This is a genomic window from Pseudomonas granadensis (genome assembly GCF_900105485.1).
In the GTDB taxonomy this organism is placed as follows: Bacteria; Pseudomonadota; Gammaproteobacteria; order Pseudomonadales; family Pseudomonadaceae; genus Aquipseudomonas; species Aquipseudomonas granadensis.
Map to the genome: position 1 here is coordinate 1,058,428 of NZ_LT629778.1, position 25,845 is coordinate 1,084,272.

The 25,845-nt window shown below is 61.1% G+C and carries 24 protein-coding genes; 12 read left to right on the forward strand and 12 right to left on the reverse strand.

Annotated elements, in window-relative coordinates:
• Window positions 1-35: 35 nt before the first annotated feature.
• Complete coding sequence (locus BLU52_RS04605) at window positions 36-2,486, reverse strand: penicillin acylase family protein (protein WP_090282098.1); 2,451 nt, start codon at window positions 2,484-2,486, stop codon at window positions 36-38.
• A 195-nt stretch (window positions 2,487-2,681) separates the two neighbouring features.
• Between BLU52_RS04605 and BLU52_RS04610 the strand changes: the two genes are divergently transcribed.
• Entirely contained in the window at window positions 2,682-3,239 is a 558-nt protein-coding gene (locus BLU52_RS04610; RefSeq protein ID WP_090282099.1) for a cysteine hydrolase family protein, read from the forward strand.
• Window positions 3,240-4,163: 924 nt separating this feature from the next.
• Here the strand turns inward: BLU52_RS04610 and BLU52_RS04615 are convergent.
• Genes BLU52_RS04615 through BLU52_RS04630 form a run of 4 tightly spaced genes read right to left on the reverse strand, consistent with a single transcriptional unit; the run spans window position 4,164 to window position 5,879 of the window.
• On the reverse strand, window positions 4,164-4,367 hold the full coding sequence (locus tag BLU52_RS04615; protein WP_034154967.1) for an SEC-C metal-binding domain-containing protein: 204 nt from the start codon (window positions 4,365-4,367) through the stop codon (window positions 4,164-4,166).
• Window positions 4,364-4,858, reverse strand: coding sequence for an LEA type 2 family protein (locus BLU52_RS04620; RefSeq protein WP_090282100.1), 495 nt, complete (start codon window positions 4,856-4,858; stop codon window positions 4,364-4,366). The genes BLU52_RS04615 and BLU52_RS04620 overlap by 4 nt, the downstream gene beginning before the upstream one ends.
• A gap of 42 nt (window positions 4,859-4,900) precedes the next feature.
• Window positions 4,901-5,377 carry a YchJ family protein gene (locus tag BLU52_RS04625; RefSeq protein WP_090282101.1) on the reverse strand — a complete coding sequence of 159 codons (477 nt, stop codon included), beginning with the start codon at window positions 5,375-5,377 and terminating at the stop codon, window positions 4,901-4,903.
• Window positions 5,378-5,381: 4 nt separating this feature from the next.
• Window positions 5,382-5,879, reverse strand: a complete 498-nt coding sequence (locus BLU52_RS04630; protein WP_090282102.1) for a DUF6231 family protein — start codon at window positions 5,877-5,879, stop codon at window positions 5,382-5,384.
• Between the two features lie 199 nt (window positions 5,880-6,078).
• On the opposite strand from BLU52_RS04630, the gene BLU52_RS04635 reads away from it, so the two are divergent.
• The 4 genes from BLU52_RS04635 to BLU52_RS04650 all read left to right on the forward strand — a co-directional run bounded on the left by BLU52_RS04635 (window position 6,079) and on the right by BLU52_RS04650 (window position 8,779).
• Window positions 6,079-6,774 (forward strand): OmpA family protein, encoded by a 696-nt coding sequence (locus tag BLU52_RS04635; protein ID WP_090282103.1) that lies wholly within the window; start codon window positions 6,079-6,081, stop codon window positions 6,772-6,774.
• A gap of 90 nt (window positions 6,775-6,864) precedes the next feature.
• The gene (locus BLU52_RS04640; RefSeq protein WP_090282104.1) at window positions 6,865-7,587 is read left to right on the forward strand and encodes an OmpA family protein; all 723 of its coding nucleotides are present in this window, start codon (window positions 6,865-6,867) and stop codon (window positions 7,585-7,587) included.
• A 159-nt stretch (window positions 7,588-7,746) separates the two neighbouring features.
• On the forward strand, window positions 7,747-8,028 hold the full coding sequence (locus BLU52_RS04645; RefSeq protein ID WP_090282105.1) for a DUF1145 domain-containing protein: 282 nt from the start codon (window positions 7,747-7,749) through the stop codon (window positions 8,026-8,028).
• Window positions 8,021-8,779 (forward strand): hypothetical protein, encoded by a 759-nt coding sequence (locus BLU52_RS04650; protein ID WP_090282106.1) that lies wholly within the window; start codon window positions 8,021-8,023, stop codon window positions 8,777-8,779. Before BLU52_RS04645 ends, BLU52_RS04650 begins: the two co-directional genes overlap by 8 nt.
• Before the next feature lie 224 nt (window positions 8,780-9,003).
• On the opposite strand, the gene BLU52_RS04655 is transcribed toward BLU52_RS04650, so the two are convergent.
• A complete protein-coding gene (locus tag BLU52_RS04655; protein ID WP_090282107.1) occupies window positions 9,004-9,468 on the reverse strand; it encodes a DUF2269 family protein in 465 nt (154 codons plus the stop codon).
• Window positions 9,469-9,566: 98 nt separating this feature from the next.
• Between BLU52_RS04655 and dinG the strand changes: the two genes are divergently transcribed.
• The 6 genes from dinG (at window position 9,567) to BLU52_RS04685 (ending at window position 18,104) form a co-directional block, all read left to right on the forward strand.
• Window positions 9,567-11,711 carry an ATP-dependent DNA helicase DinG gene (gene dinG / locus BLU52_RS04660; protein ID WP_090282108.1) on the forward strand — a complete coding sequence of 715 codons (2,145 nt, stop codon included), beginning with the start codon at window positions 9,567-9,569 and terminating at the stop codon, window positions 11,709-11,711.
• Between the two features lie 95 nt (window positions 11,712-11,806).
• Window positions 11,807-14,281 carry a beta-galactosidase gene (locus BLU52_RS04665; protein ID WP_090282109.1) on the forward strand — a complete coding sequence of 825 codons (2,475 nt, stop codon included), beginning with the start codon at window positions 11,807-11,809 and terminating at the stop codon, window positions 14,279-14,281.
• 145 nt (window positions 14,282-14,426) lie between these two features.
• On the forward strand, window positions 14,427-15,572 hold the full coding sequence (locus BLU52_RS04670; RefSeq protein WP_090282110.1) for a serine hydrolase domain-containing protein: 1,146 nt from the start codon (window positions 14,427-14,429) through the stop codon (window positions 15,570-15,572).
• Window positions 15,573-15,684: 112 nt separating this feature from the next.
• Window positions 15,685-16,788 carry an OmpA family protein gene (locus BLU52_RS04675; protein ID WP_090282111.1) on the forward strand — a complete coding sequence of 368 codons (1,104 nt, stop codon included), beginning with the start codon at window positions 15,685-15,687 and terminating at the stop codon, window positions 16,786-16,788.
• Between the two features lie 24 nt (window positions 16,789-16,812).
• Window positions 16,813-17,460 (forward strand): pyridoxamine 5'-phosphate oxidase, encoded by a 648-nt coding sequence (gene pdxH / locus BLU52_RS04680; RefSeq protein ID WP_090282112.1) that lies wholly within the window; start codon window positions 16,813-16,815, stop codon window positions 17,458-17,460.
• Window positions 17,461-17,639: 179 nt separating this feature from the next.
• On the forward strand, window positions 17,640-18,104 hold the full coding sequence (locus BLU52_RS04685) for an outer membrane lipoprotein (protein WP_016771369.1): 465 nt from the start codon (window positions 17,640-17,642) through the stop codon (window positions 18,102-18,104).
• Between the two features lie 77 nt (window positions 18,105-18,181).
• On the opposite strand, the gene BLU52_RS04690 is transcribed toward BLU52_RS04685, so the two are convergent.
• The 5 genes from BLU52_RS04690 to nhaA form a co-directional block, all read right to left on the reverse strand.
• Window positions 18,182-18,430, reverse strand: a complete 249-nt coding sequence (locus BLU52_RS04690; RefSeq protein ID WP_090282113.1) for a pyocin S6 family toxin immunity protein — start codon at window positions 18,428-18,430, stop codon at window positions 18,182-18,184.
• Window positions 18,431-18,446: 16 nt separating this feature from the next.
• Window positions 18,447-19,619: an S-type pyocin domain-containing protein gene (locus BLU52_RS04695; RefSeq protein ID WP_090282114.1), complete on the reverse strand. Its 1,173-nt coding sequence runs from the start codon at window positions 19,617-19,619 to the stop codon at window positions 18,447-18,449.
• 279 nt (window positions 19,620-19,898) lie between these two features.
• Window positions 19,899-20,150 carry a colicin E3-like toxin immunity protein gene (locus BLU52_RS04700; RefSeq protein WP_090282115.1) on the reverse strand — a complete coding sequence of 84 codons (252 nt, stop codon included), beginning with the start codon at window positions 20,148-20,150 and terminating at the stop codon, window positions 19,899-19,901.
• A 7-nt stretch (window positions 20,151-20,157) separates the two neighbouring features.
• On the reverse strand, window positions 20,158-21,372 hold the full coding sequence (locus tag BLU52_RS04705) for an S-type pyocin domain-containing protein (protein WP_090282116.1): 1,215 nt from the start codon (window positions 21,370-21,372) through the stop codon (window positions 20,158-20,160).
• A 165-nt stretch (window positions 21,373-21,537) separates the two neighbouring features.
• Window positions 21,538-22,728 (reverse strand): Na+/H+ antiporter NhaA, encoded by a 1,191-nt coding sequence (gene nhaA, locus BLU52_RS04710; RefSeq protein ID WP_090282117.1) that lies wholly within the window; start codon window positions 22,726-22,728, stop codon window positions 21,538-21,540.
• Between the two features lie 250 nt (window positions 22,729-22,978).
• On the opposite strand from nhaA, the gene BLU52_RS04715 reads away from it, so the two are divergent.
• A complete protein-coding gene (locus tag BLU52_RS04715; RefSeq protein ID WP_090282118.1) occupies window positions 22,979-24,073 on the forward strand; it encodes a PLP-dependent cysteine synthase family protein in 1,095 nt (364 codons plus the stop codon).
• Window positions 24,074-24,186: 113 nt separating this feature from the next.
• Here BLU52_RS04715 and BLU52_RS04720 read toward each other — a convergent pair whose 3' ends face one another.
• Complete coding sequence (locus BLU52_RS04720) at window positions 24,187-25,800, reverse strand: NAD(P)/FAD-dependent oxidoreductase (protein ID WP_090282119.1); 1,614 nt, start codon at window positions 25,798-25,800, stop codon at window positions 24,187-24,189.
• Window positions 25,801-25,845 lie beyond the last annotated feature (45 nt).

Genomic DNA, 25,845 nt, shown 5'->3' on the forward strand with positions numbered 1-25,845 from the left:
GGCGGCGTTCCGATGAGGGGCTTTTGATCTTTGGCCTATTTCCCGGGAGTAAGTGTCAGTCGAGTCTTGCCATACACCCGGTCAAAATTCTGCGGCTGCATCGGCAACCCGATGTACTGCCCCTTCAGCCACGCATCGATGCCGTTGAGGTAATTCGGGCTGAGCGGATTACCCGACTGCCCGGTACCGTTCTGCCCCATCAGCGGTTCCGCCTGACCGAAGTCGACGATGAAACGCATCGACGGTGCCCGCGTGGTCGCGAAATCCTGTCCCCAGGCAAACGCAGCGGTGTTCAGCGTCGTGTGATCACCACCCGCCGCCAGCGGCCCGCGCACGGTCTGGCCGATGGCATTGCTCCATTGGTAGCTGTGCATCTTGCCCCACTGCCAGGCGCGGTGATCGCCCCCCAATTGACTGTCGCCCGCACTGATCGCAGCGGCGAGGCTGCGTGCAAGAATCTGCGCCTTGTCTTCTTTCTGCGGCGTGCGCACGTCATCCCAGAACGGGCTGTCCTCGCGACCGAGCAAATGGTCGGCCTGCGCTGCGTACGACGTATCCCCGTTGGCGACAAACGCTTTCCACGCCGGGCTCGATGGCGGGCCGAGTTCGTCGAGGAAGATCTGCTTCATGCTTTCCTGCAGGAACAGTTCATACAGCGCCGCATCCGCCGAGGTCGGGCTGAGCTTGCCGTCGAACGCCATCAGCCGCGTAAAGGCTTCGCGGGCCTTGCTGCGCTCGGCTTCCGGCAGGGCATCGATCGCCTGCTTCAGCGGTTGTTTCATGCCCGGCGCTTCAAAGACTTTCTTCAGTTTGGCGGCAAAGGTTGTGGTCTGATCGTACTGCATGGCGATCACGCTGCGGCTGTCGTGTTTGCTGCCGCCAGCCAGTTCCGCCAGGCGCTCGCCGCGCTCCGGCGCCGCCCATGATTTCGACAACTGCATGCCGTAACCGTCGGGGATCACGCGCTGGTTGGCGGTGCCGAGCCAGCCTTGCGCCGGGTCCTGATCGTAGGGGTGCAGCATCGGGTCGGCGTAACCGTCCCAGTCATACCGACCTTCCCAGCCCGGCGAGGGCAGCAGGCCTTCGCCTTCACGGCGGTTGGGGAAGCGTCCGGTGACCTGCCAGCCAATGTTGCTCGCATCGGCGAACACCAGATTGGTGGTGATAGCACGGATTTCGCGGCTGGCGTCGGAAGCACGTTCGACGGTTTGCGCACGGGTCAGGTCAAAAAACGCGTCCAGGGATTTGTCGTCGGTGAAGCTCGGGGTCTGCAAGGCCAGGCCGAAACCGCTGCCTTGCGCTGCCGCTTGAGCACTGTTGAGCAGCGCGCCGTGACGGGTTTCGTACACCGCTTCACGAATCGGTCGCTGGCCTTTGACGAAATAGGTTTCGTTGCGCACGCCCAGTGGCTGCCATTTGCCGTTGACCTCGTAGGTCAGGCTGCTGCCCTGGCGGCGGATTTTCTCCAGGAACAGGTCCTGATTGTCGCCGAGCACGCTGGTCATGCTCCACGCCACTTTGCCGTTGAAACCGCCCAGTACCATCGGCAAACCGGCGATGGTCACCCCGGCCGCCTGATATTTCGGAGCGCGAATCTGCACGAAGCTCCACAACGATGGCGCCATCAGCGGCCCGTGGGCGTCGCTGGCCAGCAGGCTCTTGCCGCTGCGACTGCGTTGAGGGGCGATCGCCCAGTTGTTCGCCGACGTCGCACCGAGCAGGTTCAGCGTCGACAGTTGCTGGCTGGCGTTGCTCAATTCGCTCAGCCCGGGAATCTGCCCGTTGAGCTTGAGACCTTGCAGCTTGTCGGCCTCGGCCAGCGGCAGGTTTTCATCCGGCGCGGACGGCGTCAGCCAAGCGAGTTTGTCGCTGGTGACGGTTTGCGCGAGCACCAGCGACTGGATTTCTTCCGGCAGGTTGGCCGACTGGCTGAAATTCAGCAGGGCGAAGATCAGCGCCGAATCTTCCGGCTTCCAGTATTCAGGCTTGTAGCCGCTGGCGGCGAGATCGCCCGGCAGCTTGTCGGCGTAGCGGAACAGGTAAGCATTGACGCCCCGCGCATAGACTTCGAAGAAGCGTTTGAGACGCGGCGACGAAGCCTTGTACAACTCGCCAGCGCTTTTCTTCAGGTTGACCGCCCGCATGTAGCGGTCGGCATCGAGCATCGAGGCCCCGGCCATTTCCGCCAGACGGCCCTGCGCCAACAGACGCAGCGTGACCATCTGGTTGATGCGGTCGCTGGCGTGGACGTAGCCGAGGCTGAACAGCGCATCGTGGAAGGTGTTGCTTTCGATCAACGGCATGCCCATGGCATTGCGGCGTACCGAAACGTTCTGCGCCAGGCCCTTGAGCGGCTGCACGCCGGAGGTCGGTGGCAGGCTGTCCTGGGCGTTCCAGGTCTGGCAACCGGACAGGCCCAGGACACCGGCCATTGCTGCGGCAACGCCGAACCGGGGAAGAAAATGTGTAAGGGCTGGCGAGGCCATGGCGAAGCTCCTGGGGATAAAGGCTGGGGGCGCAATAAAGGCGCTACGTTAGTGAGCAGGCGAGGGCCGCGCAAGCGGGGTGAGCGGTTATTTCTTCAGTGGTACGGCGGGCGGTCGACGCGTTTGCAGTTGCCTGACGCGAAGCGGTGATGGTGAACTGAGGAAAACCGATCAAACCTCGTGAGAAAAATCGCCATGGAGCTCAAGGGCAACGCTGCACTGATTATCATTGATCAACAGAAAGGCATTCTGCATCCGCGCCTCGGCCGACGAAATAACCCGCAGGCGGAAGAACGGATGCTTGATCTGTTGGCGCTATGGCGCCGTACCGCGCGCCCGCTGATTCATGTCCAGCATCTGTCGCGCTCGCCGGAATCGGTGTTCTGGCCAGAGCAGGAGGGCGTGGAGTTCCAGCCACGATTCGTGCCGCAGCAGGGCGAGTGGCTGATTCAGAAGCAGGTGCCGGATGCGTTTTCTGCCACCGGGCTGGAGGCGCGATTGCGTGAGGCGGGGATTGGGCAACTGGTGATTGTCGGCGTGGCTACCCACAACTCGGTGGAATCGACGGCGCGCACTGCCGGTAATCTGGGGTTCGATGCTTGGGTGGTGGAGAACGCGTGTTTTACCTTCGACAAGGCCGATTATTTCGGCACACCGCGGACGGCTGAGGAGGTGCACGGGATGTCGCTGGGGAATTTGCACGGGGAGTATGCGACGGTGGTCAGCAGTGCCCGGGTTCTGGCAGCTGGCTGAATACCTCTATTGGAGATGCCGGCGTCATCGCCAGCAGGCTGGCTCCCACAGGGAATCGTGTTCTTCCGGATGGAATGCATTCCAAATGTGGGAGCTTGCCTGCAAGCGATGGCTTTCTTTCAGGCGCTGGTTTTTTTGGTTGCTGTGTACATATCCGTTGCTGCGGTAACGGCCGCTTAGGGTTCCGCTTTTACAGCGGGTCACCTTTTTCAAACGCCAAAAAGGTAACCGAAAAGGCTTGCTCCTACGTTCGGCCCTCGCAAGCTCGGGTTCCTTCGCTCCGGGACTGATCCGGGCGCAGCGGCTACGGTTTGCTTCGCTGCACCTACTTCCGCTGTGTCTGGCTGCGCCAGACGGTCGCTGCGCTCCCACGCCCGGATCAATCCCTGCGCTCAGCCTTCCGATGTCGCCGGTGGATCAAGATCACAAGCACTCGAGCTAACGCTCATTGTTGAGTGGTGAGAAGCGGCGCATGACTGTGGATTTGCGGTGTATTTTCCCCTCACCCCAGCCCTCTCCCGAGGGAGAGGGAGCCGATTTTGGTTGGCTTCGAGGTTTGGGTACGACTCGGTATTTCAGGTCAGCATACCTTTCACATCCAACCCGGTCAGTCCCCTCTCCCTCTGGGAGAGGGCTAGGGTGAGGGGCTTTTGATTTTCAGGCTCCGAAGCCTTCAACGTTGCGGATGATCAAGATCAACAGCAGGCGAGCTGACACTCGGCCTGAGAAAGGGGCGGTTTTTTTGGGGAGCTTGCCTGCAAGCGATGGCGGTGGATCAGGCGACAACGATGCTGGATGTGCCGGCCTCTTCGCGAGCAGGCTCCCACACTGGACCGCGTTGCAATTGAATAACGCGGTCGAAGGTGGGAGCTTGCCTGCAAGCAATGGCGATCTAACGGGCGAAGAACTGCTTCGCCCAACGCATCACGCGCCGTGGCACTTCTTGAATTTCTTGCCGTTGCCGCATGGGCACGGGTCGTTGCGGCCGACGTCTTTCAAGGCGTTGCGCACCGGTTCCTGGTGGGCGTGGCCGCAGTTCGGGCCGTGCACGTGGCCGTGGTCATGCTCGTGATGATGGTCGTGGTCGTGGTTGCAGTCAGGGCCGTGGACATGAGGTTGCTGGGTCATCGGTGTTGCTCCGGAATTAAATCGGCGGGGATTATCACGCCATTGCGCTCCAGGTGCACGTAGTCGGCGATGAATAAACCGGTTTCCATTTCGCCCTGCAGGCGATAGGGAATCTGCTGATCGGATTTTTTCAGAATTTTCACCACGTCCTTGACCTTCGGCCACAGGTTGGTGCGGATCGGCACCTTGAAATATGCACTGTGTTTCGGTCCGACGCTGAACCAATGCTCGTGTTCACCCTCAGCCAGCAGCATGTCAGCCAGATGGATACGGTATTCCAGACCGCGCACGGTCAGTTCGCTGTCGTTGGGGTTGTCGACGCGAAAATGCAGGATGAATTTCTGTTCGAGCAGTTTCGCCCGCACCACTTCGACTTTCACCAGATGCACGGCGGGTTCGACGCTGTCGTCGCCGAACCACGACGCGCAACCGCCGAGGTTCAACATCAGCATCAGAACAACCAATCGCAACGTGTGACGTTGACCGAGCATCGAGCAGAACTCCCTTTGACCCCAGTCTAGTCGCCAGCCGGTCTACGCGTCGAAATACCCCGAGCAGCATTTCTTGAATTTCTGCCCGCTGCCACACAGGCAATTGTCATTGCGCCCCAACTTCATCGGCACGGTCGGGTCGATGAAATACCAGCGGCCGCCGTTCTGCACGAACGAGGAGCGCTCGCGATGACTGTGCTCGCCCTGGTCGTCATGCCAGCGCGCGGTAAAGGTGACGAAGGCGTGCTCCGGCTGGCCGCCGAAGACTTCCGAGCTTTCCACTTCCAGACCGAGCCAGGTGCTCTGCGCGCTCCAGTTGCTGATCGACTGGCGATCCAGCCCCGACTGCTGCGCGGGCAGGGTGGTTGCCACCAGATAATCGATCAGCCCCAGCACATAAGCGCTGTAGCGCGAACGCATCAGCGCTTCGGCGCACGGTGCCGGGTGGCCTTCGTGATAATGGCCGCAGCAGGCTTGCAGCAGATTGCCGCTGCCGCACGGGCAAATGGCTGTACTCATTGCATTACCACCAGTATTTCCCGAAGTTTTCCGGATTGGCCCAGAATCGCGAATTGAGCCAGTCGGGGACTTGTTTGTAGTCAAGCAGATCGTAGGTGAACAGGGTCAGCACCTGATCGTCGCGCTGGAAACGTTCGCTGGCCTGCAGCGCCAGCGAATAGAAGTCGGTTTCCTGCCAGCCGCTGGCGCTCAGGTCCGCCAATACTGCGATGCGACTGGCGTTGAGGTTACGGATGCCGCCCAACACGTTAAGGCCGTCGCGCTTGGGCAAATGTTCCAGGCAATCGACGACCAGCGCCAGATCGAAGCGCTGCGCCGCCAGTTCGGCGGGCAATGTACCGGGTGAAGCATGGGCGACGACGGTATCCGGATGCGCCTCTTTGAAAGCGCTCAAGGCCGGAAACTCGCTGGCGCCGATCAGCAGCAAGCGCGCCGGCGCGTAGCGATCCAGCAAAGCAGCCAACGCCTGTTGCGGCGTGCGGGAAGAAATGGCGACGTTCATCAATGCTCCTCAATCAGACCGCCAAGACTAGCCTGCCTGCGCACGGTGGCAAAGCGTTGCGTCGGCGCGCTCGCCCGACAATCTGGCCAAGCCCTGTGAACACGGTCGCAAACAGCAATGGCCTATTGCTGGCGGAGATTAAAACTCCGGTCTTTACTCCCTGAATCGGTTTTAAGCCGATCCCTCAGGAGAAAACTAGATGAGCATAGTTCGGACAGCATTACCCTTGGTTCTGCTAACCAGTGTGTTGACTGGTTGTGCAGGTTTGCAGAAAACCGACTGGCCGACCTGTGCGGCGGTCGGTGGTGTGGTCGGCGCCGGTCTCGGTGCCACCGAAAGCGCTGCGTGGGCCGGTTACGGTGCGCTGCTGGTCGGTGGTACGGCAGCCGCCTATTGCTGGGTTCATGGTGATGGTGACGAAGACGGCGATGGTGTGCCGGACAGTCGCGACAAGTGCCCGGGCACGCCTAAAGGCGTCCAGGTCGACGCTGACGGTTGCCCGCCACCGGCCCCTGCGCCAGTGGTAGAAGAAGCAGTCGTGGTGAAGGAAGAAACCATCGTCATCCGTGATGTGCACTTCCAGTTCGACAAGGCCACGCTGACCGGTCCTGACAAACAGGTACTGGACAAGGTTGCCGACCGCCTGAAACAGGAATCCTCGACCGCGCAACTGACCGTGACCGGTCACACCGACAGTGTGGGCAGCGATGCCTACAACAAGAAACTGTCGGATCGCCGTGCGCATTCGGTGGTGGAGTATCTGATCCAGCAGGGCGTGCCGCGCGCCAGTTTCGTCTCGGTGTCCGGTCTGGGTGAAAGTCAGCCAGTGGCGGATAACAAGTCAGCCGATGGTCGCGCGCAGAACCGTCGCACCGAAATCAAAATCGTCCGTTAAGCCCTCTCGCATCTGCGGCTTGTGCAGTCGCGGATGCGGGTCTTTACTCCTGTGTAACCGGTATGGGCCGGTGACACAGGAGCTTTCACCATGACTGTTTTCGCAAGGTCCGTCTTGCCGGTACTGCTGCTCGGCAGCCTGCTCACCGGTTGCGCCACGCACAGCGATGGCACTGCCCCCCTCAATCAACGTACATGGCCGATCTGCAGCCTTCTCGGCGGGCTGGTCGGTGGCGGCCTCGGCGCTATCGAAAGCGCCGGCTGGGCCGGTGGCGGCGCGGCATTGGGCATCCTCACCGGAGGCTTGATCTGTTACGCCCAGGACGGCGATGAAGACAGCGACGGCGTATTCGACCGCCGCGACCGCTGCCCCGATACCCCGGAAAACACCGAGGTCGATCATCGCGGTTGCCCGCTGCCGGTGTACCCGGCTGCGACCAAAGCGCCGGAGCCGGCGCCGCAAACGGAAGTCATCACCCTCAGCGATGCCGGCGACGTGCTGTTCGATTTCGACAAATCCGACCTGACCCCGGCTGCGACGGCGCAGCTCGATACGCTGATGGACAAGTTGCGCAACGCCGACGTGGTCAGCATCAAGGTCATCGGCCACACCGACAGCAAAGGTTCGGATGCCTATAACCAGGCCTTGTCGGAACGCCGTGCCAGCAGTGTCGCGTCCTATCTGCTCAGTCAGGGCCTGGCGCCGAACAAACTGACCAGCGAAGGGCGTGGCGAAGGCGAGCCGGTGGCGGACAACGCCACGGACGACGGGCGCGCACAGAACCGTCGCGTGGAATTGCACATCAATCGCTAGGGCGCCGCTGCAGGGCGCAGGCTAGAGCTGCCGGGCGATCATTATCGCGCCGGCAGCCATTTAGCGGCACAGCGAAGTTTTTTCATTTGACCCTCTGGCTTATCCCCCGTAGAAGCCGCTACTGTGCGCGCAAAGAATAATTCGCAACACGGGGGGCGTATGAAAGTGTTCTGGTGGCTGGGGCGTTTGTTGACCCTGCTGTTCTGCTGCGTGGTGCTGGCCAATCAACTGGTGCCGTTCGTTCGTCCGCTGCACCTGCTGGTCAATCTGGCCGGCGGTCTGTTGTTGCTGATCCATGTCATTGAGGTGCTGCTGTGCAACCGCAGCCTCAAAGGTCGCCCGCATCCCTGGCGTGATCGTGGCCGCATCCTGTTGTTCGGCGTCTTCCACCTGCAAACCATCCCGGCCCCGGCCGCTCCGGAGGCTTCTTCCCATGCGTAAACTCTGCCTGCTCGCTGCATTCATCAGTCCCTTTGCCTGCGCCCAGGTGGTCAGCGTCGAAGCCAACTCGCTGATGCGTCTGCCCAACACTGCCAGCACCTTGCAACTGGAGAAGCTGGAAGTCGCCGATTACGGCACCTTGCTGATCCCGTCGAACGTGACCGAATTGAACGTCGGTGAATTACGTTTGGGCCATGAAGCGCGCATCGCCATTGTTCCGGCCGAACAGGCGCTGGAGATGAAAGTGGTGCGCGCCGACCTCAGCGAAGGCAGCCAGATCACCGCGCGCGGGGCACCGGGCACTTATGAAAAGGCCGCCCGTGCCGGACGCAATCTGAATCTGCAATTCAAGGCGTTGAACGCGCCGCAGCTGTTGGTCGACGCTCGTGGCGGCACGGGCGCGCCGGGGTTTGTCGGGCTCGACGGCGGTAACGGTGAAGATCCAGGCTGCACTTATGGCGCGGCCGGCCATGGTTCCGATGGCAGCAACGGTAGCGACGGCCAGCCAGGCGCACCGGGAGCGCTGGTGCGCCTTGAAGTGCCGCGTGAATTTCCGGCCGAGCGGATCAAGGTCAACGTGGCGGGCGGTGCCGGTGGGCCGGCGGGTGTCGGCGGCAAGGCGGGCAAGGGCGGCAAGTCCAAGGGCTGCCTGGTGTATCGCGCCGATGGCGGCAAGAACGGCAAGGCCGGCGCGGATGGACAGCCAGGGCCGGCGGGGGCGGCGGGTGCTGTGACTGTGCAGCGCCTTTAACGTCCAACCCTCACCCCAGCCCTCTCCCACAGGGAGAGGGGGCCGATCGAGATGTTTGGCGTTATGCATTGACCTGAAAGATCGGGTCGCTTATGGATTCAGCGCCAATCGCTCAAGTCGGCGTACCTCTTCAATATCCCCCATTCAGTCCCCTCTCCCTCCGGGCGGTCCGACGCTTCGGGAGGGCTAGGGTGAGGGGCTTTTGATCCTCTAGCGGCAGATGGTCAGAGTATAGGCCGTGCCGCCGCAACCGCCACCAGCACCACCCCGACCAGCAGATTAACCCCCACCACCCGGCGAATCCGCCCCAGCACCGCCGCACCCGCCGGCCAGTCCTTTGCCTCCACCGCTTTGCGCAGCTCAGGCAGCATCAGCCCCTGGATGCGGATGAACAGCGCGGTCATCACCACATACAAACCGATCATCACCTGCACGTACTTTGGCGCGGTCTCGAACCCGACCTGCTGCAGATGCAGCATGCCCACGCCAGTGATCGGCAAGAGGATCACCGCCACCCAGACCCAACGGAAAAAACCTTGAAACACTTCCACCCACAGGGTCAGTCGGGCCGGCCCCTCCAAAGCCTTCACAGCCGCAGGGCGCAAGACCATCCAGGCGAAAAACATGCCGCCAACCCACACTAGCGCGGCGAGGACATGCAGGGGATAAACGAGGCTAAAAGGTGTCATTCGGGCACTCCGTTCTGCGCAGGATCGATTAGCGGGGTATGATAGCCGCCGAATCAAACCACTGAAAATTTATCCAGCGTTTTTGCGCCCGACACTCAATGATCAGCACTGAACTCAAAACCACGATCCAGGGCGCCTATTCGCGTTTTCTAGAGGCCAAGAGCCTCAAGCCGCGATACGGTCAGCGCCTGATGATCGCTGAAATCGCGAAAGTCCTCGGTGATATCGACACCGACGACGAAGGCCGGCGCAGTGGCGACCCCGCGATTGTCGCGGTGGAAGCCGGCACCGGTACCGGCAAGACGGTGGCCTACAGCCTCGCGGCGATCCCGACTGCGAAACTGGCCGGTAAGCGCTTGGTGATCGCCACCGCGACCGTGGCCCTGCAAGAGCAGATCGTCTACAAGGATTTGCCTGACCTTATGCGCAACAGCGGGCTTAATTTCAGCTTTGCGTTGGCCAAGGGTCGTGGCCGTTACATGTGCCTGTCCAAGCTCGACATGCTGCTGCAGGAAGGCCACGCGCAAACCGCCACCGCGCAGTTGTTCGAAGAAGAAGGCTTCAAGATCGAGGTCGACGAGGCCAGCCAGAAGCTGTTCACCAGCATGATCGAAAAGCTCGCCGGCAATAAGTGGGACGGCGATCGCGACAGCTGGCCGAATGCGCTGGAAGACGCCGACTGGGCGCGCCTGACCACTGATCACAGCCAGTGCACCAACCGGCATTGCCCGAACTTCGGCCAGTGCGCCTTTTACAAAGCGCGCGAAGGCATGGGCAAGGTCGACGTGATCGTCACCAACCACGACATGGTCCTGGCTGACCTGGCGCTGGGCGGCGGCGCGGTGTTGCCGGATCCGCGCGATACCATTTACGTGTTCGACGAAGGCCACCACCTGCCAGACAAGGCGATCGGCCACTTCGCCCATTACACGCGCCTGCGTTCCACTGCCGACTGGCTGGAAACCACCGCCAAGAACCTCACCAAGCTGCTGGCTCAGCACCCGTTGCCGGGCGATCTGGGCAAGCTGATCGAGCAGGTGCCGGAGCTGGCGCGCGAGATAAAGGCGCAGCAGCAGTTCATGTTCAGCGCCTGCGAACAGGTGGCCGATTTCAAACCCGGTGAAGACGTCGAGGGCCGCGAGCGCCCGCGTCATCGCTTTGTCGGCGGGGTGATTCCGGAGCACATGCGCGAAATGGGCATCGAGCTGAAGAAGGGCTTTTCGCGGCTCAACGATCTGTTCCAGCGCCTGACCGACCTGCTCAAGGAAGGCATGGACGGCGAGGTCAACATCGGCATCGCCAGCAATCAGGCCGAAGAATGGTATCCGCTGTTCGGCAGCCTGTTGTCCCGTGCTTCCGGCAACTGGGAATTGTGGACCGCGTTCACCGCCGAAGACCCGGAAGACAGCCCGCCGATGGCGCGCTGGCTGACCTTGGCCGAAAGCGGTTCGCTGTTCGACATCGAGGTCAACGCCAGCCCGATCCTCGCCGCAGAAACCCTGCGCCGCAGCCTGTGGAACGTGGCTTACGGCTGTCTGGTGACTTCGGCGACGCTGACCGCGCTGGGCACGTTCGACCGATTCCGCATGCGCGCCGGTCTGCCGAAAAAAGCCGTCACCGCCGTGGTGCCGAGCCCATTCCATCACGCCGATGCCGGGGTATTGCGCGTGCCCGACCTGAAGGCCGACCCGCGCGATGCGGCGGCGCACACGGCGGCGATCATTCGCGAATTGCCGGATCTGGTCGAGGGCTCGCGCGGCACGCTGGTGCTGTTCTCTTCGCGCAAACAGATGCAGGACGTATTCGACGGCCTCGATCGTGACTGGCGCAAGCAAGTGTTCATTCAAGGCAACCTGTCGAAACAGGAAACCCTGAACAAGCACAAGGCGCGTGTCGATGGCGGCGATTCCAGCGTGCTGTTCGGCCTCGCCAGTTTTGCCGAGGGCGTCGACTTGCCGGGGGCTTACTGCGAGCACGTGGTGATCGCCAAGATCCCGTTTTCGGTGCCGGATGACCCGGTCGAGGCCGCGCTGTCGGAATGGATCGAAGCCCGCGGCGGCAATCCGTTCATGGAAATCTCGGTGCCCGACGCTTCGCTGAAACTGGTCCAGGCCTGCGGGCGTCTGCTGCGCACCGAAGAAGACCGCGGCACCATCACCTTGCTTGATCGGCGTCTGGTCACCCAGCGCTACGGCAAGGCGATCCTCAACGCACTGCCGCCGTTCCGCCGCGAAATATCCTGAGACAACGGTGGGCGGTTTCGCCCATTGTGTTGTCTATCTCCTTGCCACCGCTTTTCCACTGGCCTTGATGGGTCGTTAGGGAGAACTCCGTTCTTATGATTCGCCGTTCGTTGCCCGCTGTATTCGCCCTGATCTTCGCTGCGCCGCTGTGCGCAGCGCCTGCCGGTCAACAGACCCTGTTCAACTTCGTGCGCCCGGCCGACGTGGTCAAGGTTGTCACCGAAAACGCCGATCTACCCCAAGCCAACGCCGAGCAGACCGCAGAAGGCGAGGTGCTGCGCCGTGTGACCTTCAATCCTGTGGCTCGCCCGACCTTGCGCCTGACGCCACAGACCGGCGCTTGGGACTGGTCGCAGTCCGGCATGATGACCCTGCGGCTGCAGAGCGCGATGGACTGGGCTGTAACGGTTTACGTGCAGATTCAGAGCAACGATGGCAAAACCCTGGTCAGCCGCGTCGACCTGCCGGCCGGTCCGGCGCAGACCCTGCTGGTGCCTTTGGTCGCCACCACGCCGTTGAGCCAGGGCATGAAAGCCGGGCCGGCGATGCCGATGACTGTCGATGGCCAACGCATCCTGCTCGCCAGCAGCAGTGGCGCAATTGATCGCAGCCAAGTGGTCTCGGTCAGTCTGTCGATGGATCAACCGAAAGTTGCCCAGAGCCTGCTGCTCGAGCGTTTCGGCGTGCAGAGCGACGACGGGATCAACCAGGCCGTATACGGCAATCTGGTCGATGCATACGGGCAATCGACTCGAGGCAAGTGGCCGGAGAAGATCGCCGACGACCAGCAACTGAAATCCGCCGCCGCCAAGGAACAGCAGCAACTGAAGAGCTGGCTGGCCGAGCGCCAGAAGTCCTCACTGGACAAATTCGGTGGCTGGAATCGGGGCCCGGCGTTCAAGGCCAGCGGTTTCTTCCGCAGCGAAAAGCGCGATGGCCGCTGGTATCTGGTGACCCCTGAAGGGCATCCGTTTTACTCCCTCGGCGTCAACACCGTCAGCCCCGACGTCAACCGCACTTATGTGAGCGGTCGCGAATACATGTTCGACTCGTTGCCCAAGCCGAACGAACCGCTGGCCAGCCATTTTGGCGAGGGCGACAATCGCGGTGGCAATGGCGTCGATCAGGGTCGAGGCTATGCCAATGGTCGCTGGTATGACTTCTACTCCGCTAACCTGCAACGCTTGTACGGCGCGCCGTGCAAGGCGGACAGCGAAGGCAAGTCCGGCGTGGCAGAGGCGGCCAAATCCGAAGCCGCCGAAACGTCCGCCGAGAAAACCGCCGCGCCTGGTGCCGCGCCTGTAGTCGAGCCGAAATCCGGCGTGGCCGAAGCCGCTCAAACAGACGCGGCGCACATCGCCCGCGCTGAAACCTCCGCGCCGTGCCAAGCGACTATCGACGAACAGCAATGGGCCACCCACACTCTTGATCGCCTGCAAGCCTGGGGCTTCAATACCATCGGCAACTGGAGCGCACCGGTGCTTGGCGATGCCGAGCGCGTGCCGTACACCTTGCCGCTGTCGATCGTCGGCGACTACGCCAGTATCAGCACCGGCAGCGATTGGTGGGGCGGCATGCCTGACCCGTTCGATCCGCGATTTGCCATGGCTACCGAGCGTGCGGTGGCGATTGCCGCGCGCGATCATCGCGACGATCCGTGGCTGATCGGCTATTACGCCGACAACGAACTGGCCTGGGCCGGTCCCGGCGATGATCCCAAGGCACGTTATGCGCTGGCCTACGGCACGCTGAAAATGACCACTGACGTGCCGGCCAAACGCGCCTTCCTCAAACAACTGCGCGACAAATACCGCGATCAGGCCGGGCTGTCGAAGGCCTGGGGTATCGACTTGCCGGCGTGGGAATTGATGGAAGATCCGGGCTTCGTGCCGCCGCTGCCGAACCCGGAAAACCCGGAAATCGAGGCCGACTTCAAATACTTCCAGAAGGTTTTCGCCGATACGTACTTCAAGACCATTTCCGACTCGCTGAAATGGCACGCACCCAACCAGATGCTGCTCGGCGGGCGCTTCGCCGTGAGCACGCCGGAAGCCGTGGCGTCCTGTGCGCAGTATTGCGATGTGCTGAGCTTCAATATGTACACGCTCAAACCGCAGGACGGTCATGACTTCGCCGCCCTCGCCGCGCTGGACAAACCGGTGCTGATCACCGAGTTCAATTTCGGCTCGACCGATCGTGGCCCGCTCTGGGGCGGTGTTACGCAAGTCGCGCGAGAAGAAGATCGCGGCCCGGCCTATGCCAATTTCCTCAAACAGGCGCTCAACGAGCCGTCGATTGTTGGCGTGCATTGGTTCCAGTATCTCGATCAACCGGTAACCGGGCGTTTGCTCGACGGCGAGAATGGTCACTTCGGTCTGGTCGGGGTCACCGATGTGCCGTACCAGGGCTTCGTCGAGACTGTCCGCAAGAGCAATCTGCAGACGCTTGAGCAGCTTGGCAAAGAAGCACAGAAAGCCCCGGCTCATGAAGCTGAGGGCGGGCGCAAAGGGGAGGCGGGTAAGGCGGCCGGGGCCGGACATGCGGGTGGGCATTCGGGCAATGGTCACTGAGTTCCGAGAGACCGCGTTATCGTTCTTCGCGAGCCGCCTCAACAAATTTCCAGAACAACCGTCTGGCCCGCGCCTGTTCCCAAATCCCTCAAGGGCTGGAACAATGCGGGCCACTTTGTAGAGCGTTTTCGCGGGGGAGTTGCGGGTGCAGATTCAGGGTCATTACGAGCTTCAATTCGAAGCGGTGCGCGAGGCATTTGCCGCACTGTTCGACGATCCCCAGGAACGCGGCGCAGCCCTGTGCATTCAGGTCGGTGGACAAACCGTTGTCGACCTCTGGTCCGGCACCGCTGACAAAGACGGCGCCGAAGCCTGGCACAGCGACACCATTGCCAACCTGTTCTCCTGCACCAAGACGTTTACTGCGGTCACCGCGCTGCAACTGGTGGCCGAAGGCAAGTTGCAACTCGATGCACCGGTCGCCCGCTATTGGCCGGAGTTCGCCGCCGCCGGTAAAGAATCCATAACGCTGCGCCAATTGCTCTGCCATCAGGCCGGCCTGCCGGCGCTGCGCGAACTGCTCGCTCCCGAAGCCCTGTACGACTGGCAAACCATGGTCGATGCCCTCGCGGCCGAAACACCGTGGTGGACGCCGGGCACCGGTCACGGTTATGCCGCGATCACTTACGGTTGGCTGGTTGGCGAATTGCTGCGCCGCGCTGACGACCGTGGGCCCGGTGAATCCATTGTCGCTCGTGTGGCCAAGCCGTTGGGGCTGGATTTCCATGTCGGTCTGGCCGATGAAGAATTTCACCGCGTGGCGCACATCGCCCGTGGCAAAGGCAACTCCGGCGACGCCGCAGCCCAGCGTTTGCTGCAAGTGACCATGCGCGAACCGACGGCCATGACTACCCGAGCCTTCACCAATCCGCCGTCGGTACTGACCAGCACCAACAAACCGGAATGGCGTCGCATGCAGCAACCAGCGGCCAACGGCCACGGCAATGCGCGCAGTCTGGCCGGGTTTTATGCCGGCTTGCTCGACGGCAGTCTGCTTGAAAGCGACATGCTCGAAGAGCTGACCCGCGAGCACAGCCTCGGCGACGACAAGACGTTGCTGACCCGCACGCGTTTCGGTCTCGGCTGTATGCTCGACCAACCGGACGTGCCCAACGCCACCTACGGCCTCGGTCCGCGCGCGTTCGGCCATCCAGGGGCGGGCGGTTCCATTGGTTTTGCTGACCCTGAGCATGATGTTGCGTTCGGTTTTGTGACAAATACCCTTGGGCCATATGTATTGATGGACCCGCGCGCGCAAAAGCTCGCGCGGGTGCTTGCCACTTGTCTGTAAAGCGTTGATAGAGGTTCCAGGGGCGGAACCTCAACAGGATTTTCGATTCAAAACGGCTGTTTATCCGGGCGAAAGTGCTCTGATTTTTCATTACTTCATTTGTGGATTTTCAATGTCATCTAAAAAGACCCTCGCCCTGGCCCTGTGTGTAGCGATCACCGGTTGCGCACAGACCCCGAAAAACGACGCGGACGGCGGCAGCTGGTGGCCGTTCGGTTCTTCCGACACGGTCGCGGCCAAGGAGCCTGCACCGGCCCCGGCTCCGAAACCTGCGGCGACTGCACCGGTCGCCAAGGCTGAGAGCAGCAATCCGTGGTATTGGCCGTTCGGTTCCAGCGATGAAGCGACCAAAGCGGATCTGAAGGCTGAAGTTGCTCCGGAAGTGAAAAAACCGGTTGCCGTCGCCAAGGCTGAGGCCGAGTCCAATGGCAAATGGTGGTGGCCGTTCGGCGGCAAGGACCAGCCTACCGCCAAAGCCGTGCCGATGCCCGACCCCAAGGTGACTCAGGCCTGGCTCGACGACTACGAACCGCGCCTGCGTGAAGCGGTCAAGGACAGCAACCTGCAACTCGAACGCCGCGACAACGTGCTGGTCGTCACCGCACCGGTCGAAGGCTCGTTCAACCCGGACCGCCCGGCGATGCTGCTGCCGGTCACCCTCGGCCCGTTCACCCGCGTGGCGAAAATCCTCGAAGCCGATCCGAAGACTGCCGTGCTGGTGCTCGGCCACAGCGACACCAGCGGTGCCGCGCCGGCCAATATCAAACTGAGCCAGGAACGTGCGCAATCGGTGGCGGCGATCTTCCGCCTCAGCGGTCTGCAGCGCGATCGCCTGATGCTGCGTGGCATGGGCTCGGAAGCGCCGCGCGCGGCCAATGACAGCGTTGAAGGCCGCGCCTTGAACCGTCGCGTTGAGTTGCTGGTGTCCCCACAAAACACCATGGTTGCGCTGTTGAGCAAATACAACATGCCCGCGCCGAAGCCAGTGACCATGGTCGCGGCGCAAGACGTCAAGCCAGCGGCCAAACCAGCGGCTCCGGCTCCAGCCGCGAAAAAAGCTGCCGTCCCAGCGGCGAAAAAGGCCCCAGCCAAGAAAGCTGCGGCCAAGGCACCTGCGAAAAAGGCTCCGGCCAAACCGGCGGCAAAGAAAACCGCGCCAGCCAAGGCTGCCACGACCGACAAGAAAGTCGCTGCGACAGACGCCACCAAAAAGTGATCCGCTAATCAAAAGGAATGCGCCATGACCCAGGCTCTGGCAGATATGCGTCGTGATTACACCCGCGATGGCTTGACCGAGGCGCAAGCTCCGGCCGAGCCGTTTGCCCTGTTTCACCAGTGGTTCGCCGATGCGGTGAACACCGAACAGGCGCCGGTCGAGGCCAACGCCATGACCCTGGCCACGGTCGATGCCGACGGGCGTCCGCACTGCCGCATTCTGCTGCTCAAGGGCCTGGACGAACACGGCTTTACCTTCTTCACCAATTACGACAGTGCCAAGGGCCAACAGCTGGCGGCCAATCCGTTCGCCGCCATGACGTTCTTCTGGCCGACCCTGGAGCGTCAGGTGCGCATCGAAGGGCGGGTGGTCAAGGTCACGCCGCAGGAGTCCGACGCGTACTACCAGGTACGGCCACTGGGCAGTCGTCTCGGCGCTTGGGCCTCACCGCAAAGCCGTGTGATCAACGGTCGCGGTGAACTGGAAGATTTGCTCAAGGCCACCGAGCAGCGTTTCTCCGACTGCCAACCCGACTGCCCGGCACACTGGGGCGGGTATCGCTTGCTGCCCGAGCGCATCGAATTCTGGCAGGGCCGTCCGAGCCGTCTGCATGATCGCCTCAACTACCGTGCGCAGGGCGCCGCCTGGATTCTTGAACGACTGGCACCCTGAACAGTCTACCGAGCGAGATAGCGGCCGGCGGCGCAGGATCGCTGATTTGGCGCTACTGTAAGTGGACGTTCGCCGCCGTCTGTACCTGGCCTGAATGGAAGCCAATTTATCCGGCAGGTGTCGTGACAGGCGCCAAGCCACGGAGTTTAATGAACACATGTTCTTTTGGAGTTGATGCTATGCGTAAGTCTGTTCTGCTGGTTGCTTCCTTTTCCACCATGGCAATGTTGCTGACCGGCTGCCAGTCGAGCCTGACCGGTGACTCCTACTCCCGTGACGAAGCACGTCGCGTGCAGACGATTCGCATGGGCACCATTGAATCCCTGCGTCCGGTGAAAATCGAAGGCACCAAGACCCCGATCGGCGGCGCGGCGGGCGCAGTGGTCGGCGGTGTCGGCGGCAGCGCCATCGGCGGCGGCAAGGGCAGCATCGTCGCCGCAGTCATCGGCGCAGTGGCGGGCGGCCTGCTCGGCTCGGCCACCGAAGAAGGCCTGACCCGCACCCAAGGTGTGGAAATCACCGTGCGTGAAGACGACGGCAGCATGCGCGCCTACGTGCAGCAGGTTCAGGAGAATGAAGTGTTCCGCGTCGGCGAGCGGGTACGGATTTCGACCGTTGGCGGGACCAGCCGCGTTTCGCACTAAGCGGGATGCAGGTAAAGAAAACCCCGATCAGGTGACTGGTCGGGGTTTTTGTTGCCCGCTTGTTTTGCGCTTTTGGATCAGCCTCCGCGACAAAGCCCGATGTAGTAAGTCAGATCGCTCCTGAAGGGCGTATTGACGATCCGCATGATTTTTTTAGCTTGGGTCTCGGACAACTCATGTTCACCCATAGGTACGTCTTTGAGCGATTTCCAGCCCATTGCGTTGAGAACTTCTTGTTCTGAAGTCTGCGGTACATCCATGTCGTACTGCAGCGAACTGTCAGGATTTGGTTCTGGAAAAAAACCGGAAAGAGATAAAAAAATCATTCTGAATACTCGATCGTTACTTGGTTGTTGTGCGTCGTTCGGGTTTTGCCTTACCCGTTTGCTTTCCTGTCTCGATATCGAACTCGCCGAGATGATCACCTTCCCAGTTATAAACCTCGACAGCACCATGTTGGTAATCCCACTCGTAGATGCGTTTCTTGCTTTCCCAGCGCCTGCGATGCCCTTTATTGCGAACCGGTTTCGCATCGGGAAATGCAGGAAGTGTTTTTGGTGGCATATGGTAGCCGTGGTCACCCGACACCGGGCGCGCAACCACTATGTATAGCGGCCTGACGCCCGAATCCGCCGGAAACACCAGAATGAAATCTTTGTACTCGGGCGGATAAACCGGATTCACCAGAATCCCGTCCGCCGCTTTCGTCGGCGGGTACACCCAGATATGCGGTGCCTGCGGTGCAGCCTCCAACGCCGGGATGCCGAGGATGTCAGAGCCATCCACAGCCGGCGTCCAGAGCAATTCGACGCCTTCCCCCAGATCCGCAACGAACCGGTCACCGCGTGCAGTGAACTGCACGACATCGACCATTTCCCAATCGCGGTGCTTGCCGGTGTAGAAACCATAACCCTTGAGCGTGCCATCGGCCTGTTGTTCGACACGCAGGCGCACGCGAGTCCGGGCTTGTTTGAGCGTGCTCAGTTGCTCATCGGTATACAGCGCACTGTCACCCAGATTTGAAGGCATCAGCAGCGCAACCAACCCGAGCAAAGGCGAGACCGCCGCGCTGGACATCATCGCTGGCAGCGCTTCGAAGGCTGAACCGGCCAACGCCAGGCTGCCAAACCCGACGGGGAGGGTATTGGCGCTGATTTTTTTGAGGGGGACGCCACCGCGTTCATCCGCTTCGCGAGCGCCGAGCAGGATCAGCTCGCCGTAATCCTTCAGGCTGTCGGTCGGCACCATGCCGGAAGGGTTGGCGTAATCGATGATTGCGTCCGGCAACTTGCAGGACTTGGCAAACACGCAGCCAGCACGCACGGCTTCAGTTTTTTTTGCGGCCACTTCCCGGCTGCGCTCAAACGCCTCTTGCCGGGCCAGCATCGCGTCGTAGGCGTTTTGTCGCGCTTCGCGCTCGGCCAGTTCAGTGGCCGTCATATACCGCCAGGTAACGTGATGCCCGTCGCCCGCCGGTGGGTTTTGCACCCGCGAAATGTCCTTGTCACGCGCCACAGACCGTCCCTTCGCTCATCATCGACAGCCCCTCGAAAGGGGCTGCACGACGTTAGCGAAGCAGGCAAATTATGGCTGTAGGACGTGTCGCTAAAGGCGTGGGGATAGTTCGATAAAGGTGAGGACGACGCATTGAAGTGGGGACGACTTCTTGTCCTCGGCGGGGATCCCCGAAGCGTTTTAACACTGATTCATAATCACCCAGATCTTTTGACGAATCTTCCCCTGAAACTCCAAAGTTGCTGTGTCGTACCATTCCATTCTCAGTTCGAGTCCCATCTACCATTGATCACGGTAAATAAACGATACCTGATAATCGTAAGAAGAAAATTGTATGGAGTGCCGGAAATGAGGCTGGAGAACGTTGACCCAATCGGATTTGACATCGATCCCGCCATTATTGAAGCTTTCCGTCGGTAGGCCTAATGCATCCATTAAGGAGCTGTCCTCACCAAAATCTTTCGACAATTCCTCTCCTTCACCCAGTTCGGTTTGTTGGTCATACCATTCAAGTCTGGCCTTCAGTCCCATGTAATCCTCATAGATATTTTTTGATACTGCGGTTCTTTTTGGGTGGATCTATCTGTTCACCAGTTCTGTGGTCGTAAGAGCCTAAATGACTGCCATCGCTTGCGCGGTAGGCTTCAAGCTCGCCATGTAAATAGTCCCATTCATAGATAACTCGGCCTTTTGCGTTTATCCAGCGATCCCTAAGCCCACCGTTGAACGGGGTTTTCTTTTTTGCTCTTCTTAAATCGGGAAAGGCTGTGATGTCTGACGTTTCTGGAGCGGGGTGATAGGTGTGTCTCGCTTCAGCGGTGCCTTTTGCAGCGCTGACAACAATGTAAATCGGTTTTACACCCGAATCTGCGGGAAACACCAGAATGAAATCTTTGTATTCCGGTGGATAAACCGGATTCACCAGAATCCCGTCCGCCGCTTTCGTCGGCGGATACACCCAGATGTGCGGAGCTTGCGGTGCGGCCTCTAGCGCTGGAATGCCCAGGATGTCCGACCCGTCCACGGCCGGCGTCCACAGCAGTTCGACGCCTTCCCCCAGATCCGCAACGAACCGGTCACCGCGTGCAGTGAACTGCACGACATCGACCATTTCCCAATCGCGGTTCTTGCCGGTGTAGAAACCGTACCCCTTGAGACTGCCGTCGGCCTGTTGCTCGACGCGCAGGCGCACGCGTGTTCGGGCTTGTTTGAGCGTGCTCAGTTGCTCATCGGTATACAGCGCACTGTCACCCAGATTTGATGGCATCAGCAGCGCAACCAACCCGAGCAAAGGCACGACCGCCGCACTGGATACCAGCGCTGGCAGCGCTTCGAAAGCCGAACCGGCCAGCGCAAGGCTGCCAAACCCGACGGGGAGGGCATTGGCGCTGATTTTCTTGAGGGGGACGCCACCGCGTTCATCCGCCTCGCGAGCGCCGAGCAGGATCAGCTCGCCGTAATCCTTCAGGCTGTCGGTCGGCACCATGCCGGAAGGGTTGGCGTAATCGATGATGGCGTCCGGCAACTTGCAGGACTTGGCAAACACGCAGCCAGCACGCACGGCTTCAGGTTTTTTTGCGGCTACTTCCCGGCTGCGTTCAAACGTCTCTTGCCGGACCAGCATCGCGTCGTAGGCGTTTTGTCGCGCTTCACGCTCGGCCAGTTCAGTGGCCGTCATATACCGCCAGGTAACATGATGCCCGTCGCCCGCCGGTGGGTTTTGCACCCGGGGAATGTCCTTGTTCTGCGCCACAGATCGTCCCTTCGCTCATCATCGACAGCCCCTCGAAAGGGGCTGCACGACGTTAACGAAGCGGGAAAATTATGGCTGTAGGATGTGTCGCTAAAGACGTGGGGATAGTTCGCTGCGTGTTAAAAAAATGATGGCGAGGGAAGATTTCCCCTCGCCATGGAACTTCTATCTGGTCGGCAATGCAGCCTGCTTGCGACTCGCCGCCGCCGTCACCGCGTAACCGATCAACGCCGCCAGAATCGAGCCGGTCAAAATGCCCATCCGGTCCATGCCGGCGTAGTCGCTCACACCCGGCTCGAAGGCCAGTGAGCCGACGAACAGGCTCATGGTGAAGCCGATGCCGCAGAGGATCGCCACCCCGAGGATCTGGCCCCAGTTGGCGCCTTGGGGCAGGGCGGCGATACCGACTTTTACCGCGAGCCATGTCAGGCCGAACACGCCTATTGTCTTGCCCAGCAGCAGGCCGATGGCAATCCCCATCGGTACATCATGGGTGAAGCTTTCGACGGTGACGCCGCTCAGCGACAGACCGGCGTTGGCGAAGGCGAACAGCGGCAGGATGCCGTAGGCGACCCAGGGATGCAGCGCGTGTTCGAGGGTGAGCAAGGGTGACGGTTCGGCGTTTTTCGTGCGCAACGGAATGCAGAACGCCAGCGTCACACCGGCCAGCGTCGCGTGGACGCCGCTCTTGAGCACGCAGACCCAGAGGATCAGACCGATGATCATGTATGGCCCGAGCTTGACTACGCCGAGGCGATTCATCGCCACCAGCGAGGCGATGCACGCCGCGGCGAGGCCCAGCGACAGGGTCGACAGTTCGCCGGAGTAGAAGATCGCGATGATCACGATGGCGCCGAGGTCATCGATGATCGCCAGCGTCATCAGGAACAACTTCAGCGACACCGGTACACGTTTGCCGAGCAGGGCGAGTACGCCGAGGGCGAAGGCGATGTCGGTGGCGGTCGGGATCGCCCAGCCACTGAGGGCGGCAGGGTTGTCGCGGTTGAGAAACCAGTAGATCAGCGCCGGTATCAGCATGCCGCCGACGGCCGCCGCACCGGGCAAAACGATCTGCGAGGGCTTGGACAACTGGCCGTCGAGCACTTCGCGCTTCACTTCCAGACCGATCAGCAGGAAGAACATCGCCATCAGGCCGTCGTTGATCCACAACAGCAGTGGTTTGGCGATTTTCAATGCACCGACCTGCGCCACCACCGGCGTGTCGAGCAGGCCGGTGTACAGCCACGACAGCGGCGAGTTGTTGATAATCAGCGCCAGAATGGCTGCGGCGATCAATAACAGACCGCTGGCAGCTTCCAGCTGAAAGAAACGCGTGAAAGTGCTACGCAGAGGCAAGGTCGCTCTCCATCGAATCGTCAAAAAGGTAGGACACCCTAACCCGTACGGTTAGTTGTTAAAACAAAAGTTATATTCTTTTTTGTTATATGTCGTTACAGGGCTTTTGACCCCAGCCACGCTGAGCCTAGCAGTTGCCGGACACATTGAGACTCAGCTGTACCTGTGCGCGCTGGAGGATTTTTCCTAAGCTGATGAGCGAGCCTCATAAAGAGGCTGATTCCTGCCCGATTCGACGAGAAGCCTGACCATGAGCGACAACCGACAGTGGGCCCGCGAGGCCATCCGCATCATCGAGGCGGATTTCCAGCGCAGCGCCGATACCCACTTGATCCCCTTGCCGCTGCCGGGTTTTGCGGGCATCGACTTGTACTTCAAGGATGAATCCAGCCACCCGACCGGCAGCCTCAAGCATCGCCTGGCCCGTTCGCTGTTTCTGTATGCGCTGTGCAACGGCTGGTTGAAGCCTGGCGCGCCGGTGATCGAGGCGTCCAGCGGCTCGACGGCGATTTCCGAAGCGTACTTCGCCCGGATGCTGGGTTTGCCGTTCATTGCGGTGATGCCGGCGACTACGTCGAAAGAGAAGATTGCGCAGATCGCTTTTTACGGTGGCCAGAGCCATCTGGTGCAAGACCCGACACAGATTTACGCCGAATCCGAGCGCCTGGCTCGCGAACACGGCGGGCACTTCATCGATCAGTTCACTTACGCCGAACGCGCCACCGACTGGCGGGCGAACAACAACATCGCCGAATCGATCTTTCAGCAGATGCGCTATGAAAAACATCCGGAACCGAGCTGGCTGATTTCCAGCCCCGGCACCGGCGGCACTGCCGCAACGCTTGGTCGTTACGTGCGCTATCGCCAGCACTGCACCCGGGTGTTGTGCGCCGATGCCGAGCGCTCGGTGTTCTTCGATTATTACCAGAGCGGCGATGCCAGTCTGCGCCTGGAGTGCGGTTCGCGCATCGAAGGCATTGGCCGGCCGCGGGTGGAAGCGTCGTTTCTGCCCAAGGTAATCGATGCGATGGTCAAGGTGCCGGACGCCTTGTCGCTGGCGGCCATGCATTACCTGGCGCGGCGTCTGGGCCGGCATGTCGGCGGCTCGAGCGGGACCAACCTGATCGGCGCGCTGATGGCGGCGCAGCAGATGAAGGCGGCGGGGGAGTCGGGGTCGATCGTGGCGATACTGTGCGATGGCGGCGAGCGCTATGCCGACACCTATTACGATCAGGCCTGGTTGCAGGCGCAGGGGTACGAGTTGGAAGGATTGATCGAGGCCGTAACGGCGAGTGCCGAGCGGGGAGAGGCGCTGCCGACTTCAGTCCTGCGCGCCAATATCTGACACACCGCAATCAAATGTAGGAGTGAGCCTGCTCGCGATCGCGGTGATTCGGTCAACTTAAGTGTTGAATGTTATCGCGCTATCGCGAGCAGGCTCACTCCTACACGGTTATGTCAGTCAGAGAGGCCGAGGATATCCCGCGCCACCGCCTCGGCAATCCGAATCCCGTCCACGCCCGCAGAAAGAATCCCGCCGGCATAACCGGCGCCTTCGCCCGCCGGGAACAGGCCTTTGACGTTCATGCTCTGCAGCGACTCGTTGCGGGTGATGCGCAGCGGCGACGAGGTGCGCGTTTCGATCCCGGTAAGCACCGCGTCGTGCAACGAATAACCACGGATCTGCTTCTCGAACGCCGGCAACGCTTCGCGGATCGCTTCAATGGCGAAGTCCGGCAGGGCCAACGCCAGATCGCCCAACGCCACACCCGGTTTATACGACGGCTCGACTTCGCCGAGTTCGGTCGATGGTTTGCCATTGATGAAGTCGCCGACCAGCTGCGCCGGGGCCTTGTAGTCGCTGCCGCCAAGGATGAACGCGTGGGATTCCAGACGCTCCTGCAACTCGATGCCGGCCAGCGGGCCACCGGGATAATCGACTTCCGGGGTGATGCCGACGACGATGCCCGAGTTGGCATTGCGCTCGTTACGCGAGTACTGGCTCATGCCGTTGGTGACCACGCGATTCGGCTCTGAAGTTGCCGCGACCACGGTGCCGCCCGGGCACATGCAGAAGCTGTAGACCGAACGACCATTCTTGGCGTGGTGCACCAGTTTGTAATCGGCGGCGCCGAGTTTCGGGTGCCCGGCGTACTTGCCCAAACGTGCGCGGTCGATCAGCGATTGCGGGTGTTCGATACGGAAACCCACCGAAAACGGCTTGGCTTCCATGAACACGCCACGGCTGTGCAACATGCGGAAAGTGTCACGGGCGCTGTGGCCGAGGGCCAGAACCACGTGCTTCGAATGCAAGGTTTCGCCGCTCGCCAGTTGCACGCCGACCAGTTGGCCTTCTTCTATCAGCACGTCGGAAACGCGCTCCTGGAAGCGCACTTCACCGCCGAGTTCGCGGATCTGCTCACGCATGTTTTCAACCATGCCGGTCAGACGGAACGTACCGATGTGCGGTTTGCTGACGTAGAGGATTTCTTCCGGCGCGCCGGCCTTGACGAACTCGTGCAGGACTTTGCGCCCGAGGAATTTCGGGTCCTTGATCTGGCTGTACAGCTTGCCGTCGGAGAACGTCCCCGCGCCGCCTTCACCGAACTGCACGTTGGACTCGGGGTTGAGCACGCTTTTGCGCCACAGGCCCCAGGTGTCTTTGGTGCGCTGACGCACTTCGGTGCCGCGTTCGAGAATGATCGGCTTGAAGCCCATCTGTGCCAGCAGCAGGCCGGCGAAAATCCCGCACGGGCCGAAACCGACGACGATCGGGCGCTGGCCCCAGTCGCTCGGTGCCTGACCGACAAACTGGTAGCTGACATCCGGCGCCACGTTGACATTGCGGTCATCGGCGAACTTGCCCAGCACCCTGGTCTCGTCGCGCAGGCTGAGGTCGATGGTGTAGATGAAACACAGCTCGGAGGATTTCTTGCGCGCGTCGTAGCTGCGCTTGAACAAGGTGAAATCGAGCAGCTCATCGCTGGCGATGCCCAGGCGTTGCACGATGGCCGCGCGCAGGTCTTCTTCGGGATGGTCGATGGGCAGCTTGAGTTCGGTGATTCGTAACATGGCGGGGATCCGGGTTCGCGGGGCGCACAACTGCGCCAGGGCGTT